15 protein-coding genes are annotated in these 15933 nt (G+C 70.3%); 4 read left to right on the top strand and 11 right to left on the bottom strand.

Translation table 11 applies throughout. The annotated features are described in order from the left end of the window. Positions 1–68: 68 nt before the first annotated feature. The gene (locus OG407_RS30020; RefSeq protein WP_405862771.1) at positions 69–1118 is read left to right on the top strand and encodes a chitinase; all 1050 of its coding nucleotides are present in this window, start codon (positions 69–71) and stop codon (positions 1116–1118) included. A 142-nt stretch (positions 1119–1260) separates the two neighbouring features. On the opposite strand, the gene OG407_RS30015 is transcribed toward OG407_RS30020, so the two are convergent. The 5 genes from OG407_RS30015 to OG407_RS29995 form a co-directional block, all read right to left on the bottom strand. Beyond that, positions 1261–1674 carry an imidazolonepropionase-like domain-containing protein gene (locus OG407_RS30015; RefSeq protein WP_405862770.1) on the bottom strand — a complete coding sequence of 138 codons (414 nt, stop codon included), beginning with the start codon at positions 1672–1674 and terminating at the stop codon, positions 1261–1263. 7 nt (positions 1675–1681) lie between these two features. Continuing rightward, a complete protein-coding gene (mqnC, locus tag OG407_RS30010) occupies positions 1682–2881 on the bottom strand; it encodes a cyclic dehypoxanthinyl futalosine synthase (protein ID WP_328680290.1) in 1200 nt (399 codons plus the stop codon). Positions 2882–3003: 122 nt separating this feature from the next. Continuing rightward, the gene (locus OG407_RS30005; RefSeq protein ID WP_405862769.1) at positions 3004–3603 is read right to left on the bottom strand and encodes a hypothetical protein; all 600 of its coding nucleotides are present in this window, start codon (positions 3601–3603) and stop codon (positions 3004–3006) included. A gap of 17 nt (positions 3604–3620) precedes the next feature. Continuing rightward, complete coding sequence (locus OG407_RS30000; RefSeq protein ID WP_405862768.1) at positions 3621–5315, bottom strand: serine/threonine-protein kinase; 1695 nt, start codon at positions 5313–5315, stop codon at positions 3621–3623. Positions 5316–5426: 111 nt separating this feature from the next. Continuing rightward, entirely contained in the window at positions 5427–6275 is an 849-nt protein-coding gene (locus OG407_RS29995; RefSeq protein WP_405862767.1) for a menaquinone biosynthetic enzyme MqnA/MqnD family protein, read from the bottom strand. A 286-nt stretch (positions 6276–6561) separates the two neighbouring features. Here OG407_RS29995 and OG407_RS29990 point away from each other — a divergent pair, with 286 nt between their 5' ends. Together OG407_RS29990 and OG407_RS29985 are read left to right on the top strand one after the other, a co-directional pair. Next, positions 6562–6765, top strand: a complete 204-nt coding sequence (locus OG407_RS29990; protein WP_003998944.1) for a cold-shock protein — start codon at positions 6562–6564, stop codon at positions 6763–6765. A gap of 218 nt (positions 6766–6983) precedes the next feature. Beyond that, entirely contained in the window at positions 6984–7772 is a 789-nt protein-coding gene (locus OG407_RS29985; protein ID WP_405868684.1) for a class I SAM-dependent methyltransferase, read from the top strand. Positions 7773–8004: 232 nt separating this feature from the next. Here OG407_RS29985 and OG407_RS29980 read toward each other — a convergent pair whose 3' ends face one another. The 6 genes from OG407_RS29980 to OG407_RS29955 form a co-directional block, all read right to left on the bottom strand. Next, the gene (locus tag OG407_RS29980; RefSeq protein ID WP_405862766.1) at positions 8005–8508 is read right to left on the bottom strand and encodes a hypothetical protein; all 504 of its coding nucleotides are present in this window, start codon (positions 8506–8508) and stop codon (positions 8005–8007) included. A gap of 19 nt (positions 8509–8527) precedes the next feature. Further along, positions 8528–9802, bottom strand: a complete 1275-nt coding sequence (locus OG407_RS29975) for a WXG100 family type VII secretion target (protein ID WP_405862765.1) — start codon at positions 9800–9802, stop codon at positions 8528–8530. Positions 9803–9808: 6 nt separating this feature from the next. After that, positions 9809–10111: a DUF6317 family protein gene (locus OG407_RS29970; RefSeq protein ID WP_405862764.1), complete on the bottom strand. Its 303-nt coding sequence runs from the start codon at positions 10109–10111 to the stop codon at positions 9809–9811. Then, positions 10111–10596, bottom strand: coding sequence for a hypothetical protein (locus OG407_RS29965; RefSeq protein ID WP_403582719.1), 486 nt, complete (start codon positions 10594–10596; stop codon positions 10111–10113). The genes OG407_RS29970 and OG407_RS29965 overlap by 1 nt, the downstream gene beginning before the upstream one ends. Before the next feature lie 208 nt (positions 10597–10804). Then, positions 10805–12580, bottom strand: coding sequence for a 3-oxosteroid 1-dehydrogenase (gene kstD, locus OG407_RS29960; protein WP_405862761.1), 1776 nt, complete (start codon positions 12578–12580; stop codon positions 10805–10807). Between the two features lie 120 nt (positions 12581–12700). Continuing rightward, positions 12701–14614 carry an AMP-dependent synthetase/ligase gene (locus OG407_RS29955; protein ID WP_405862759.1) on the bottom strand — a complete coding sequence of 638 codons (1914 nt, stop codon included), beginning with the start codon at positions 14612–14614 and terminating at the stop codon, positions 12701–12703. 363 nt (positions 14615–14977) lie between these two features. Between OG407_RS29955 and OG407_RS29950 the strand changes: the two genes are divergently transcribed. Continuing rightward, the gene (locus OG407_RS29950) at positions 14978–15859 is read left to right on the top strand and encodes a MaoC family dehydratase (protein ID WP_405862757.1); all 882 of its coding nucleotides are present in this window, start codon (positions 14978–14980) and stop codon (positions 15857–15859) included. The last annotated feature ends 74 nt before the right edge of the window (positions 15860–15933 follow it).

The following is a 15933-nucleotide window of genomic DNA, read 5'->3' as shown; positions in this document are numbered from 1 at the left end:
GGAAACCGACTCTGTTTCCATCCTGAGACAGAAATCACCGTCCCGAGACGGAAAGGGTGCATGCTCATATGAGGAGTTTCCTGAAACCGGCGGCCGGGCTCACCTGCTTGTTTGCCCTCGCGGTCACCGGATGCTCCTCCAGCTCCGGTGACTCGTCGAACTCGTCCTCCGGAGAGACGGAGAGCGCTACGTCCACACCGTCGTCGACGCCGTCGTCGTCCGCCTCGTCGGGCTCGTCGTCGACCACGTCCTACGCCCCGTACGTCAGCGCCACGACGGCCGCGGACATGGACAGCAAGGGGTCGCCGTCGACGTACAACCTGTCCTTCGCCATCGCGAGCGGGAGCACGTGCACGCCGACGTGGAACGGTACGACCGCGATCGGCAACTCGGCCGTCAAGTCCAGGATTTCGGCGCTGAAGACCTCCGGGGCCACGGTCCGGATCTCCTTCGGCGGGGCGTCCGGCAAGGAGCTGGCGGAGACCTGCACCAGCGCGACGGCCCTCGCGAAGGCGTACGGCGAGGCGCTGGACGCGGCGGGTTCGTCCCAGGCCGACTTCGACATCGAGGGCGACGCGCTGACCGACTCGACGTCGGTCGCCCTGCGCTCCAAGGCGATAGCCCTGCTCCAGAAGGAGCGCACCGGCCTCAAGGTCTCCTTCACCCTGCCCGTGATGCCGTCCGGTCTCGACTCCGACAGCCTGGCGCTGCTGGAGTCCGCCAACGACAACGCGGTGGCCGTCTCCACGGTCAACATCATGACGATGAACTACGGCGAGTCGTACACGGCTGACATGGGCGACTACGCGATCACGTCCGCTACGGCCACGCACACCCAGCTGAAGAAGGTGTTCGGGTTGTCGGACGCGGGGGCCTGGCAGGGGATGGCGCTCACGTCGATGATCGGGGTGAACGATGTCTCCGGGGAGACGTTCTCGCTCTCGGACGCGGCGCAGGTGCGGACGTTCGCCGAGTCGAAGAAGGTCGCGTGGGTGTCTATGTGGTCGACGTTCCGGGATCAGCAGTGTGCGAGCGGGAGTTCGGACGATGACGCGGCTACGGACTGCAGTGGGGTGACGCAGTCGGCCGGCGCGTTCGGGGAAGCGTTTGCCGGGTGACTGGTTGTTCGCCGACTTACGGTCCGCTGTGGCTGGTCGCGCAGTTCCCCGCGCCCCCAAAAGAAGGGTGTTGGCCTGAGCGGCGCTGGTCGCGCCCACGCGGCGGAGCCGCAAATCGACACAGCCCCGCGCCCCTAAAAACCTAGCGGCGTCTGTAGAGGAGCCGCCCTCCACACACCGTTGCGATGCACTCGCCGGCCTCGTCGAATACGGCGAGGTCGGCTCGGCCGAGGTCTGCAAGAGCCGTAGGGCGCGCGGCGACCAGGACCATGACCCCGTTCCGCTCCGCCGCCGCCCGGAGTTCGGGTGAGTCGGCGTGTTGCGCCAGGACAGCGGTCGCGCCCGTTTTCAGTACGGCGTGGATCCGCTCCCGTGGGCTCGGGGCATCCGGGAGGGGGCCCTCGTGGACGCGGGCGGGGCCCAGGACGCCGGGCCAACTGCGTACCCGGGCGGCGGGAAAGCGGTCCTGGATCTCCGCCAGGGTCCCGACGCCCACGATCCGGGCGCCCTCGACGGCGACGGCCCCGCCCTCGTCGGCCGTGTGAATCGTCAGCACAGGAGGCCTAGTTGGCGGACAGGAGCTTCAACTCCGGGTGAGCCGTGCCGCCTTCGATCGCCGTGGACGAGATGTGGGACATCACGCGCTCGTCGACCGGGTCGTTCGCCGGGTCGTCGTGGACGACGATGTGCTCGTACGTCGTGGCCCGCTGGGCGGGGACGCGGCCCGCCTTGCGGATGAGGTCGATGATCTCCATGCGGTTGGAGCGGTGCTTGGCACCGGCCGAGGAGACGACGTTCTCCTCCAGCATGATCGAGCCGAGGTCGTCCGCGCCGTAGTGCAGGGAGAGTTGGCCGACCTCCTTGCCCGTCGTCAGCCAACTGCCCTGGATGTGGGCGATGTTGTCCATGAAGAGACGCGCGATGGCGATCATCCGCAGGTACTCGAAGAGCGTGGCCTGCGTGCGGCCCTTCAGGTGGTTGTTCTCGGGCTGGTAGGTGTACGGGATGAAGGCCCGGAAGCCGCCCGTGCGGTCCTGTACGTCGCGGATCATCCGCAGGTGCTCGATGCGCTCGGCGTTGGTCTCGCCGGTGCCCATGAGCATCGTCGACGTGGACTCGACGCCCAGGTTGTGCGCCGCCTCCATGATCTCCAGCCAGCGCTCGCCGGACTCCTTGAGGGGCGCGATGGCCTTGCGGGGGCGGGCGGGGAGCAGCTCGGCGCCGGCGCCCGCGAAGGAGTCGAGGCCGGCCGCGTGGATGCGGGTGATGGCCTCTTCGACGGTGACCTTCGAGATCCGGGCCATGTGCTCGACCTCGGACGCGCCGAGGGAGTGGATGACCAGCTGAGGGTACGCGCCCTTGATCGCGGCGAAGTGCTCCTCGTAGTACTCGACGCCGAAGTCCGGGTGGTGTCCGCCCTGGAACATGATCTGCGTACCGCCGAGTTCGACGGTCTCCGCACACCGGCGCAGGATGTCGTCGAGGTCCCGCGTCCAGCCCTTCGCGGTGTCCTTGGGGGCGGCGTAGAACGCGCAGAACTTGCACGCCGTGACGCACACGTTCGTGTAGTTGATGTTCCGCTCGATGATGTACGTCGCGATGTGCTCCGTACCCGCGTACCGACGCTTGCGTACGGCGTCGGCGGCGGCGCCGAGCGCGTGCAGCGGGGCGTCGCGGTAGAGGTCGAGCGCCTCTTCGGGGGTGATGCGCCCGCCCTCGGCGGCACGGTCGAGGACGGACTGAAGCTCGGCCTTCTCGGTCACCGGGAGGTCCCTTTCGTCAAGGGTTGCGGACGGGCAACGGTTGCTGACGGACCTGGCCAGCCTACGCCAGCCGTTTCCGTCGCCGGACGCCAGGCGGACGCCCGGCGGATACCGCCCGCACCTCAGGCCGTGTACGCGCCGACCAGCAGTCCGAGGAAGGCGCCGGCGAGCAGAAACGGCCCAAAGGGGACGACGATCCCCCGGCCGTCCCGCGGTCTCCGGGCCGCGAACACCCCGTAGACCGCCCTCAGCAGGAACCCCGCGAACGCGCCCAGCATCACCGTCGGCCACCCGTACCACCCGAGCACGACCCCCGCCCCGACCGCGAGCCTCACCTCGTCGATGCCCAGACCGCCACCGCTGCCGGAGTCGATACGGCTCAGCGCGAAGTACCCGCCGCCGAGCACGAGGGCGCCGAGCAGCGCGGTCGTCCAGTGCCCGGCGTGCTCGGGCAGGAGGGTGACGAGACCGAGGAGGGCGAGGGCGGCGCCCGCGAGGGGAAGCGTCAGGCCGACGGCACCGGCGGACAGGACGGCGACGGGCGCGAGCAGCAGCCAGACCGCCAGTTCGGGCCTGATCCCGGTGGCGGCGGCGAGGGCGACACACGTCAGCACGACAAGGAGCGCGGTACCGGCACCGCGCCGGCCGACCCGCGCCACCACCGCTCCCGCACCCGCGCCCCACACCCCCGCGAGGGCGATCAGCAGCTGGTCGTAGTCCACTCGCCGGCCCCGACGCCCTACTTGACCTTGGACAGCCGCGCGGTCGGGGAGCCCTCGGCCGAGCTGTCCGACAGGTACTTGAGGTCGTCGCCGACGGGGGTGAGGGTGACGGTGTGGGCGGCCTGGTTGCAGACGTCGCGGTTCGACGTCGCGCCCGCGGCCGAGGCGACGAGCCGGGTCTTCGTCACCTGCTTCAGGGTCAGTATGTCGTCGCAGACGCCGCCGAGTTGGTCGGTCTGGCGGAGGATGCCCAGCCGCTGCCCCACGCCCACCTTGGCGATCGTGATCCGGAAGGTCCCGTCGGGAAGCGTGCCGCCCAGCGCGGTGCCCTCGCCCTGCCAGGTGCCGAGGTAGGAGTCGGGGATGGACTGGAGCGAGGAGCCGTCACCCGTGCTCGGCGCGCCGCTCGCCGTAGCGGAAGCGGAGGAAGTGGCGGAAGAGGTCGGGATCGCGCCCGCCGAGGAATCCTTGCCCTTGTCGTCCGGCTGCATCCAGTACAACAGCACCGGCACCAGCGTCACCACCGCCAGCGCCCCGGCGACGGACAGCGCCACCGCGCAACCGACCCTGCGGCCACGCCCGTTGGGCCCGGGAGCCGCCGTCGCCGCGACGGAGACGGAGACCTTTCCGGGCCGATGGCCGGAGGCCGGTGGGACGGTGTCGTACGGGGCCGCGTCACGGGGTTCGGGGACGAACCCGGTTGGCCCCGCAGGTGACTTGGGCATCACCGGCGCGGGCCCGAACGCCCCGGCCCCCGCCCCCACCGACGGACTGCTGAACGCCACCGGCCCCGAAGGCACCCCCTCGACCACCCCCGCGGCCTCAAGGTTCAACAGCTGTACGGCACTTCGGCTGACCTGTTCCACCAACGCCCCCGGCAGCCACCCTCCTGCCACCAGCCGGGCGGCCCCGTCCGGCGCGAGCCACCGTCCCACCTCACCCGGGGTCGGCCGCGCGGCGGGATCCTTCGCCAGACACGCACTCGCCAGCTCCCGCAAGTCCCCGTCCATCTCCCCGAGTTGGGGCTCTTCATGGACGACCTTGTAGAGGAGCGCGGCGGAGGAGTCACCGGGAAAAGGGGACTCGCCCGTGGCCGCGTAAGCCAACACAGCCCCCAGCGAGAAGACATCGGACGCACCCGTCGCGCCCTTGCCGAGGATCTGCTCGGGGGCCATGTAACCGGGTGAGCCGACGGAGACGCCGGTGGAGGTGAGGGAGGCGGTGCCCTCCGTGGCGCGGGCGATCCCGAAGTCGATCAACAGCGGCCCGTCGAGGGTGAGAAGCACGTTGGACGGCTTCACGTCCCGGTGCACGAGTCCCAACTCGTGCACCGCCGTGAGCGCTTCGGCGAGTCCCGCGCCGAGCGCCCGTACGGTGGCCGTGGGCAGCGGCCCGCCGTCCGCGACGGCGGCGGAGAGGGAGGGCCCGGCGGCGTAGGCCGTAGCCACCCACGGCACCGCGGCCTCGGGATCCGCATCCAGCACGGGGGCCGTCCACGCACCCCCCACCCGGCGCGCGGCGTCGACCTCGCGGCGGAAGCGGGCGCGGAACTCCTCGTCGAGCGCGAAGTGCGGATGCACGATCTTGACCGCGACCGTACGACCGCCCGCGCTGCGCCCGAGATAGACCCGGCCCATCCCACCGGACCCGAGCCGGCCGAGCAGCCGGTAGGGCCCCACGACCCTGGGTTCGTCGTCTCCGAGCGGCTGCATGCCGTCCACCCCTCCCCCGCACGACTTCCAGCAGGGTAGTGCGCCACACCCCACCGGCGATGACGGCTGGAGCAGATCCGCGTTCTACGGCCTCTGCCTTCTATACGGCTATTACGGCTGGAGCAGTTCCACGTTCACGTCGGCCGGGAATCCGGTCGTGGGACCGACGCGGCGGGCGAACTCGGCGACGGCGGCGAGCTGGGGCGCGCCGAAACGGAAGTCCAGGGTGGTGAAGTACCGCTCCAGAACCTCCGCGTCGAAGTCCTCCCAGCGGGAGGCCTGTTCGGCGACCTTGCCGACCTCTTCGAGGGAGAGGTTGCGGGAGTCGAGGAAGGCCTCGTGCACCTTGCGGGTGATGACCGGTTCGCGCTCCAGGTAGTCGCGGCGGGCGGCCCACACGGCGAAGACGAACGGCAGCCCGGTCCACTCCTTCCAGAGCGAGCCGAGGTCGTGCACCTCCAGGCCGAAGCGGGGCCCGTCGAGCAGGTTGGCGCGCAGGGCGGCGTCGCCGATGAGGACGGCGGCGTCGGCCTCCTGCATCATCAGGCTCAGGTCGGGCGGGCAGGTGTAGTAGTCGGGCTGGACGCCGTAGCGCTCGGCGAGGAGGAGCTGGGCGAGGCGTACGGAGGTCCGCGAGGTCGAGCCGAGGGCGACCCGGCGGCCGTCCAGCTGGTCCAGCGGGACCTGCGAGACGATCACGCAGGACATCACCGGGCCGTCGCAGCCGACGGCGATGTCGGGGAAGGCGACCAGGTCGTCCGCGTTGCGGAGGAACTCGACGAGCGTGATGGGCCCGATGTCGAGGTCGCCCTGCACCAGCTGCTCGCTGAGCTTCTCCGGGGTGTCCTTGGTCAGCTCGAAGTCGAGAAGCGTGCCTGTTCTCGCGAGCCCCCAGTACAGGGGCAGGCAGTTCAGGAACTGGATGTGGCCGACGCGCGGCCGGGTGCGAGAATTGTCCACAACGTGAGGCTAGACCTCATGCGGTACGCTCCATACTTCGGCCCCACAGTCAAGCCCGCGGCGATCTTCAAACGTCCGGGTGATGTGATCTTGGCCTCTATTGCTTTCGGCTGCCCGAGTGCTAGGCTCGCCGCAAGTTGCAGTTTGGTTTCCCTTGCAGTACAGAGCCTGCGGAGCATGTAACCGCGGGCTCTTGTCGTTTTCAGACGTATGCAGTAGTGCGGGACTTGTTTTCACACTTGCAGGGTTCTGGAGCAGGGCAACCCTTTGGGCCCAAGGAGGGCTTATGGCTACCGGAACCGTGAAGTGGTTCAACGCCGAAAAGGGCTTTGGCTTCATCGCCCAAGAAGGCGGAGGCCCCGACGTCTTCGTTCACTACTCCGCGATCAACGCGAGCGGCTTCCGCTCGCTGGAGGAGAACCAAGCGGTCTCCTTCGACGTGACCCAGGGCCCGAAGGGCCCGCAGGCGGAGAACGTCACCCCCGTCTGAGTCACCTGATCGCAGTCCTTCGGTCTCGGAGCCTGGTGCTTTGATCCGGAACAGATAGCAACACCCAAGGAGCCCCGCGCCGCAAGGCAGCGGGGCTCCTGCCTTTGCCTCCGGCGGTTGGGCGGGCTTTGTCATCGCCGGGTGGGTGTCGCCGGGTGGGGCTCGGAAGCTCGGTCGGTTGTCAGTGGGGGTCGGTAGGGTCCCCGGCCATGACGTCGATGCCCTCCAACTCCGCCTCCGCCGAAGCCGGCTTCGTGGCCAGTACCCGGATCTTCTACGACGCCATCGCCGAGGACTACGCGGAGATGTTCGCCGGGGAGCGCACCCAGCCGCGGGACGGGGCGGTGCTGGCCGGCTTCGCCGAGTTGGTGAGTCGGAGCGGGGGCGGGCAGGTGGCCGACCTCGGGTGCGGGCCGGGCCGGACGACCGCGTACCTCGCCTCCCTCGGCCTGGACGTGTTCGGGCTCGATCTGTCCGAGTCGATGCTCGCGATCGCGCGCCGTGAGAACCCGGGGTTGCGCTTCCGGCAGGGTTCGATGCTGGAGCCGGACATCCCCGACGGGGCGCTGGCGGCGGCCATCTCCTGGTACTCGTCCATTCACACGCCTGCGGACCAACTCCCGTACCTCTTCGCGGAGTTCCACCGGATCCTCGCACCGGGCGGGTATCTGCTGCTCGCCTTCCAGGCCGGGGACCAACCCCTCACCCTCGACCAACCTTTCGGCCACCCGGTGACCCTCGACTTCGAACGCCGGCGACCGGAGCTGATGGCCGAGCTGCTGGAGGCGGCGGGGTTCAGGGTGCGGTCACGGACCGTGCGGGAGGCGGAAGAGGAACTCGGGGAGTCGTCAGCGCAGGCGTTTCTGATTGCCCGGAAGGTGGTGGGCACGCTCCAGGGCTCGGCGGGCGCCCATCTCGCCGGGATACTCGCGGACGGTGAACGCGACGGCCAGCCCGGTGGAGCGGCGGGTCTCGTCCCGTTCGGCCTGGCGGGCCTGGTCGGGTGACTGCGGGTCGAGCAGCTTCTTGTGGTGGTCCCGGCGCTGCACCCGCCATCCCCGCACCAGGGCTACGAAGGACAGGGCCACCTGCGCCCAGTCCCCCACCGTGCGCACAGCCCGCGGCAGGCTCGTGCGGAAGCCGCCGTAGCGGACGAGCGCGATGTAGTGGGAGAAGGCCGGCACGACGAACCGCAGGAGGGCTCCGGAAGTCCGGGCAGGTTCGGGATGTCGGACGGGGTCATGTTCCGGACGGGTGCTCCCGCATCCAGCGGCGGGCGCCGACCTCGCTCGGGTATTCGCGGACGGTGGTCCAGGCCGCGAGCCAGCCGACGAGGTACGCGGCGAAGGCCGGCATGACGGGTGCCGCCAGGGCGATGAGCACCCGCCCGCCCGCCGCGCCGAAACCGGCCGACCTGCCGGCCTGCCTGTTGTGGTCGCGCTTGGCGATCCAGGTCTGCTTCGGGCTGGGCGGGTCCAGGAGTGCCTGCCGATGACTCCGGCGCTGCTTGATCCAGCCCCAGACCAGGGCCGCGCAGGCCGCGATCGCCTGCACGCAGTCACACACCGTGCGTACGGTGGACGGCATCTCGTCCCGGAACCCTGAGTAGAGGGCCAGCGAGAAGAAGGAGATCCCCGTCATCAGGATGAGGAGGAACAGCGTCGTACGGGTCCGGCACAGCCAGTAGAGCGCGCCGCGTTTGTACCAGGTTCTACCGAGCTTCGGCAGTTTCGGGATCTCCACGGGGGCCCCGGCGGTGACCTCAGAAGATGCTTTTGACACCGTGCCACACGTCCTTCGCCAGTCGTTTCCCGTCGTCCCAGGTCTCCGTGCCGACATGGCCGGTACCGGTGAGCACACCGCCGACCACGCCGTGGTCATGGATGTCCTCGCTCCAGTGCTCGTGGACGGCGTGGTCAAGGACGCTGGTCGCAAGGATCGTGGCCCCGACCCCCACCGCCGCCACCGCCGCCGCCCCCTCGACCGGCGCCGCCAACACCGCCAGCGCCCCCACCGCCACACCCCCCACAGCCACCCCGACATCCACCGTCACCGAGTGCTGCCACGACCACCCCTTGTCGTGGTCGTCCTTCGCCTCCACCAACCCGCACGCGGCAGCCGCGGCGACGTCGATGACCGGTACCTCCTTGAGGAACTCGGGGAGTGCCTCAAGGCCCTTGCCGAGCCGCAACGCGTCGGCCGCGTCGGCGAGTTTGACGTTCAGGAGCCGGTCGTAGGGGAGCTTGCTGCTGCCGACGTCGGCGCGGGCGATGGCCTCCTCCAGGGAGTCGACCTGCATGACCGCGTCACGGTAGGCGCCCTTGGCCGGGAGGTCCTTGGGGAGGGAGCGGCCCGCTTTCTGGTACGCCTTGCGTTCCGCGCGGAGTTCCTTCTTCGCCGTCTGCTCCGCGGCCTTCGCGTCGTCGAGTTCGCTGCGCGCCTTCTTGCCGCCGGCCCGCGCGTCCTCCGCGTCGTAGGCGTACAGACCACGCAGCGCGTCCGCGATGGTGATCTTGTCGCCGGTCGACACCGGCGCGGTGACCTGGGCGTACAGCCCGCGCAGCTTGTCCGCGGCGACCAGCCGGGCCTGCTGCGCGGTGTGCATGACCTGCTGGCGGACCGTGTCGTACTCGGTCATCGCGGAGATCGTCTTCTGGTCCGCCGCACTGGGCGGGTTCGCCGTGAGGATGGGCAGGGGTACGCCCTTGTCGCCCATGGACACGCCCTTGCCCGTGGCGACGTGCTCGGCGTTCTGCAGTGCCGTCTCGCAGGTGGAGAGCGCGTCGGCGAGGGTGCCGAGCGCGTCTCCGACCTCGAACACCAGGCTGGCGAAGGCGCCCGCCGTCAGCGCGTCCTCGCTCCACTTCGCGCGGAACTCCTCCGCCGCGTCGCCCTTCCAGCCCGCGTCGTCGACGAGCAACTCGACGGCACTGGTCACCGGCCGTACGACGTCGTCGAGTTGGTCCTTGGCGTTCTTGTACGTGGTGGCCATCGTGTGCAGTCCACCGATGTCGCCGCCGACCCAGCTGTCGCCCATCGGTCCTCAGTCCTCCCCCACCATCAGGTCCTCGAACACCCCGTGGACGTCGACGTCGTGCCGGTGGAAGGAGTCCCGCGCGTACGCGACCTTGTCGCCGTGGTCGTCCAGCCGGTCGGCGAAGCCGATGTGCAGGCCGAGGATGAGGTGGGCGACCTCCTTGATGGCGTCGTCGAGCCCCGCGTCCCCGCCGCTCACCACGGGCGGGGAGACCTGGGGGTGCAGCTTGCGGTAGTCGGTGGCCTGGTCGTGGAGGGTCGTGGCCATCGCCGTGAGGTCGCTCAGCACCGCCTTGAAGTCAGCCGGCATCAGCGCACCTCCCGCGCGAAGGCGGCCAGGTCGGCGGGCCGCCAATTCGCCTGCCCCGGGGCGACGTTCGGGTCGAGGACGACGGTGCCGCCGCGCTCGCCCATCGCCTCGGCGAGCGGCCCGATCGAGGTCCCGACCCACGGCTGGGCCTCCCCGAACGCGGCCACCAGCTTCTCCACCGTGCTGAACGCGTAGGCCGCGGTGTGCCGCGCCGGATGCTCGAACAGCTCGTAGACGACGAACGGCACGCGCACCGCCCGGCCCTCCTCGTCCACCGCGTCGACATACCGGGGATGCGCGGGCACGAACACCGGCGTCTCGTACGGCGGGACACCGGGCCGGGGTCCGGGCCGCCCGTCGGCTGCCGGACCGGGCCGGGGCGCGGCCTCGGCGTAGTCGAGCAGACTCGACCGGCGCGCCTCGGGCACCCCCGCCGTCGGCCCCTGTGTGTAGTCAAGAAGGCGTGAACGGTTCGGCTCCCCCACCGCCGTCTCCTCTTCCCCGTAAGTCGTCAGTCGTCATGGTCGCTGTGGACACATTCGCGCCATCACAGTAGCCACCGGCCCAGGGCCCAAATCCGGCTATGTCAGCCCTCCGGACCCGTTGCATGCGCAATGCATACGGCCGCTTGGCCCCGGCCTGGTCATCCCTTGACCGACTGATGACCAGGCCGAACCGGCCGCCCTACGACGGTTACAGCGCCCCCGCCAGATCCATCGCCGCCACATACCCGAACGTCATCGCCGGCCCGATCGTCGAGCCCGCGCCCGCGTAGCTGTGCCCCATCACCGCCGCGCTCGCGTTGCCGGCCGCGTACAGGCCGGGGATCACCGAACCGTCCGCCCGCAGCACCCGGGCCCGCGCGTCCGTGCGCATGCCGCCCTTCGTGCCGAGGTCGCCGGGGACGATCCGGAAGGCGTAGTACGGGGGCAGCCAGAGGGGGGCCAGGCAGGAGTTGGGGAGGACGGACGGGTCCGTGTAGTAGTGGTCGTAGGCACTGTCGCCGCGCCCGAAGTCCGTGTCCTTGCCGTTCGCCGCAAGGGAGTTGAAGCGGCTCACCGTGGAGCGGAGGGCCGCCGCCGGGACGCCGATCGAGGTGGCGAGGGCATCCAGGCTCCACGCCTTGTACGCCGCGCCCGAGCTGTACCAGTTGTCCGGGAACGTGAACGTCGGCAGGACGTCCTTGAAGAGGTACCGGTTGCGGTAGTTCTGGTCGACGATCAGCCAGGCCGGGATGTCGGGGGCGGCGGTGTCGCGGTCGTACATGATGTGGACGACATCGCTGTACGGCGCGGCCTCGTTGACGAAGCGGGAACCCGCCTGGTTGACCAACAGGCCGCCGGGGAGGGTGCGTTCGGCGAGGCAGAAGTACGGGTCGCCGGGGATGGGGATGGTGGGGCCCCACCAGGCGTCGTCCATCAACGCCAGGGCAGCGCCCGCCCGTTGGCCCGCCTGGATGCCGTCGCCGGTGTTCTCCTTCGCGCCGACGGTCCAGTCCGTGCCGATGGGCCGGCGCTGGTACTGGGCGCGCATCGCCGCGTTGTGCTCGAAGCCGCCGGAGCCGACCACGACTCCGCGCCGGGCGCGTACAAGACCGGCGGTTCCGGCGCGCGTGACGACCGCTCCGGTGACGGCACCGCCCTCCAAGTACAGGTCGGTGAGCGGGGTGTTGAGCCACACCGGCACCTGCGCGGACTGGAGTCCGGCCCGTAGGCCGGCCGCGAGGGACTGACCCATGGTGAGCGGCTTCTGGCCGAGCAGCGCCGCCTTCGTCCCCCGGGCCAGGCACTCGGTCGCGACCGCCGCGCCCTTCACGCTCACCGCTGCCAGGTCGAGCCACTTGTAGTCGGCGCTGAAGACGACCATGCCCGAAGGGACGGCCAGGTAGGGCGGGTTGAGGTGGGCGAGTTCGGTGCCGAGGATGTTGCCGTCGAGCTGATCGGGTTCTATGGAACGGCCGTTGGGGAGCCCGCCCGGCAACTCCGGGTAGTAGTCGCTGTATCCCTCCATCCAGCGGAAGCGCAGCGGGCTGTTCGCCATCACGAAGGAGATCATGGCGGGGCCGTGGGCGAGGAACGACTGCTGGCGGTCCGCCGGGACGTCGGTGCCGACGACCGCGGAGAGGTAAGTGGCGGCTTTGGCGGGGGTGTCGGGGACTCCGGCCGCCAGGATCACCGGGTTGTTGGGGATCCAGATCCCCGCCCCCGAACGCGCCGCCGATCCCCCGAACGTCGGCGCCTTCTCCACCACCACACAGCTCAGCCCCTGCTGGGCGGCGGTCAGCGCGGCTGTCATCCCGGCCGCCCCCGCACCGATCACCACGACGTCGTAGGTGCCGAGGAGGGGAAGGTCGGCGGCGCGGGCCGCGTGCCGCACCCCGGCGGCCACACCGAGCGCCGCAACCGCACCACCCGCCAACACGCGTCTTCTACCGGGGAGTTGTACCTGTCCGTCCGTGTTCGGGGTCATGGCCGCTCCAGCCCGACGGGGAATGGGCTGGGAATGTCGCGCGGGGGTCTTGGGAAGTCAATGACCAGGTCCGCACCACATCACCCTGAACGGCCACTGGTCAATCGCCCTTACCGGCTGCTAGTTGGCGTACAGCGCCTCGATGTCCCGCGCGAACTCCCGCATGACGAACTCCCGCCGCAGCTTCATCGACGGCGTCAGATGGCCCGCCGCCTCCGTGAAGTCCACCGGCAGGATGCTGAAGCGGCGGATGGACTCGGGGCGGGAGACCAGCTTGTTGGCGTCGTCGACCGCGCGTTGCAGGACCCCGATCAACTCCTCGTCGTTGATGAGGAGTTCGGCCGGGACCGGGTGCTTGCCGTTCATCTGGCGCCAGTGGGTGATGCCGTCGAGGTCGAGGGTGATGAGGGCGGCGACGTAGGGGCGGCGGTCGCCGACGACCATGCACTGGGCGATCAGGGGGTGGGAGCGGAGCCAGTTCTCCAGCGGGGCCGGCGCCACGTTCTTGCCGCCCGCGGTGATCAGGATCTCCTTCTTGCGGCCGGTGATGGTGAGGTAGCCCTCGTCGTCGAGGCGGCCGATGTCGCCGGTCGCGAACCAGCCGTCCTGGGAGGCGGGGATCACCCCGTCGCCGTGCGGGTCCCAGTAGCCCCGGAAGACCTGGCCGCCGGAGAGCAGGATCTCGCCGTCGGACGCGATGCGGACCTTGGTGCCCGGCATCGGCCAACCCACCGTCCCCAGACGGGGTTTGAGCGGCGGCGTGCAGGTGGCCGCCGCCGTCGTCTCGGTCAGGCCGTAGCCCTCGAAGATCTCGATGCCCGCGCCTGCGTAGAACGCGGCGAGGCGGCGGCCCAGCGGGGAGCCGCCGCAGATGACGTAACGGAGCTTGCCGCCGAGGGCGTTGCGGATCTTGCGGTAGACGAGCGGGTCGTAGAAGGCGCGGGCCGTCTTCAACGGGCGGGTCGGGCCCGGCCCCTTGCCGGACTGGCTGGCCTCCAGCGCCTCGCCGTAGCGGCGGGCGACGCTTGTCGCGCGGTCGAAGACCTTGCCGCGGCCGCCCTTCTCGGCCTTCGCCCGGGCGTTGTTGAAGACCTTCTCCAGCATGTACGGGATGGCCAGCAGGAAGGTCGGCTGGAAGCTCGCCAGGTCGGCCAGCAGGTCCTCGGACTTGAGGCTCGCCGCGTGGCCGAGGCGGACCCGGGCGCGGATGCAGGCGACGGCGACCATGCGGCCGAAGACGTGCGAGTAGGGGAGGAAGAGGAGCGTGGAGGGCTCTTCGTCCGACTTGTTCTTGAAGACGCCGTAGAGGAGTTCGATCGCGTTGTCGATCTCCGCGAGGAAGTTGCCGTGGGTGATCGCGCAGCCCTTGGGGCGACCCGTAGTGCCGGAGGTGTAGATGACGGTGGCGAGCGTGTCCGGCAGCAACACCCCACGCCGTACCGCGACTTCGGAATCCGGGACGGTCCGGCCCAGTTCGGCCAGCCGGTCCAGGTGGCCCTTCTCGAAGACCCACATGTGCCGCAGGTCGGGCAGCCGGGGCGTCTCCGGACCGAGCGCCGCCGCCTGGGCGACCGTCTCGGCGGCCATCGCCACCGCGCCCGAGTCCTGGAGGATCCAGCGGATCTGGAAGAGGGAGGAGGTCGGGTACACCGGGACGGTGACCAGACCGGCCGCCCACGCGGCGAAGTCGAGGAGCGTCCACTCGTACGACGTCCGGGCCATGACCGCGATCCGGTCACCCGGCGCGAGCCCCTCCGCGATCATCCCCTTGGCGACGGCCTTCACCTGCTCGGCGAACTCCGCCGCCGTCACGTCACGCCAACTCCCGTCCTCGTCCTGCCTGCTGAGGACCACGTGCTCCGGCGCCGCCGCCGCGTTCTCGAACGGCAGGTCGGCGAGCGAGCCGTGCGTCGCCGGCGGCACCAACGGCGGTACGGACACCTCCCGCACCACGCCGTCCAGCCGCCGGATCTCGGGCTCGACGAGCACGGGCGCGCCGTCGTAGTCGTAGCCGGACGGATAGACGAGGGACATGGCAGCTCCTGTGGCGTGCAGCTTGTACCGCTCTGCTGCATTAGGTACGCATGGTGCGTACCGAGGCGTTCATCCCGGCCCGCGGCCGGGGTGTTACCTCGGGTCAGGTCGAAGATCGTACGGGGCCCCCGTGGGGACTTCGTGCTGTTTCGGGGGTGGTACGGAGCCGGGCCTGTGCAACCTCGGCGGGTTCGCACGGCTTTGTCGGCCATACATCAGCCCTACGTCACCTCTGCGTCGGCCATGCTCCGGCCATGCGCCCGCCATGGACCGCCCGGCTCGCCCCACTTGGCCTTACCTGCGGTAACCTTACTGCGAAGTAAGCCGAAAAGAGCCGCCCAGGAAGCCACCCGGGAGTGGGACATGGCCAACCCCTATCCGCCCCTCACCGACACCCCCGCGCTCACCCCGCTCCTCCTCCGCGGCGCCCTCCTCTCCCCCTTCAAACGGCCCCGCCCCGACGCCGTTTTCCCCCGCACCCGCCTGGTCCTGCCCGGCGTCCGCGTCGACCTGGCCAAACTCGCCGCCTACGAACGCGTCTGCGGCTTCGCCACCGGCGACGACGCCCTCCCGATCACGTATCCGCACGTCCTGGGCTTCCCCCTCGCCATGCGCCTGATGAGCTGCCGGGCCTTCCCGCTCCCCCTCCTCGGCCTGGTCCACACGTCGGTGGAGATCACCCGGCATACGGCGGTACCGGCCACCGGGGACTACGAACTCACGGTCTACGTCGACGAGTTGGCCCCGCATCGACGCGGCACGGAGGCGACGGTCACGACGGAGCTGCGGGCGGGCGGTGACAGTAAGGGCGAGGGCAAGGGCAAGGTCGTATGGGAGTCACGGAGCACGTATCTCGCCCGGCACCACCGTGCCGGCACACCCACGCCCGCACCCGAAGTCCCTTCGGCGCGGGCCCCGTTGCCCACCGTCGCCGAGTGGCGGCTCGGCGAGGACGTGGGCCGGCGCTACGGCGCCGCGTCCGGTGACCGCAACCCCATCCACCTCTACCCGCTCACCGCCCGCCTGTTCGGCTTCCCGCGGGCCATCGCACACGGGATGTGGACGGCGGCCCGGTGTCTCGCCGCCCACGGCACCCCTGAACGCACGCTGGTGCGGGCCGAGTTCCGGGCACCGGTGCTGCTGCCGGGGACCGTGGAGTACGCGGCGCTCGACGACCGCTTCGCGTTGCGGGACGGGGCCGGGCGGGTGCACGTGGAGGGTTTCGTGCACCCGGTCGTTCCCTGAACACTCATGAACAGTGGGCGAACAAAGCATGTCCGGCCTCGCTCGGCGGATCGCGAAACCCCAGGCGGAGCACG

Origin of the sequence: Streptomyces sp. NBC_01515, from assembly GCF_045040345.1 — a bacterium.
GTDB lineage: Bacteria > Actinomycetota > Actinomycetes > Streptomycetales > Streptomycetaceae > Streptomyces.
Note: the sequence above shows the minus strand (reverse complement) of the source record. Positions and strands in the feature narration are given on the sequence as shown.

Coding starts and splice junctions, on each gene's coding strand:
- kstD (WP_405862761.1), bottom strand. CDS start 12,580: ATGACCCCGAACACGGACGGACAGGTACAACTCCCCGGTAGAAGACGC.
- OG407_RS29990 (WP_003998944.1), top strand. CDS start 6,562: ATGGCTACCGGAACCGTGAAGTGGTTCAACGCCGAAAAGGGCTTTGGC.
- OG407_RS29955 (WP_405862759.1), bottom strand. CDS start 14,614: ATGTCCCTCGTCTATCCGTCCGGCTACGACTACGACGGCGCGCCCGTG.
- OG407_RS29950 (WP_405862757.1), top strand. CDS start 14,978: ATGGCCAACCCCTATCCGCCCCTCACCGACACCCCCGCGCTCACCCCG.
- OG407_RS30020 (WP_405862771.1), top strand. CDS start 69: ATGAGGAGTTTCCTGAAACCGGCGGCCGGGCTCACCTGCTTGTTTGCC.
- OG407_RS30000 (WP_405862768.1), bottom strand. CDS start 5,315: ATGCAGCCGCTCGGAGACGACGAACCCAGGGTCGTGGGGCCCTACCGG.
- OG407_RS29970 (WP_405862764.1), bottom strand. CDS start 10,111: ATGCCGGCTGACTTCAAGGCGGTGCTGAGCGACCTCACGGCGATGGCC.
- OG407_RS29975 (WP_405862765.1), bottom strand. CDS start 9,802: ATGGGCGACAGCTGGGTCGGCGGCGACATCGGTGGACTGCACACGATG.
- OG407_RS29985 (WP_405868684.1), top strand. CDS start 6,984: ATGCCCTCCAACTCCGCCTCCGCCGAAGCCGGCTTCGTGGCCAGTACC.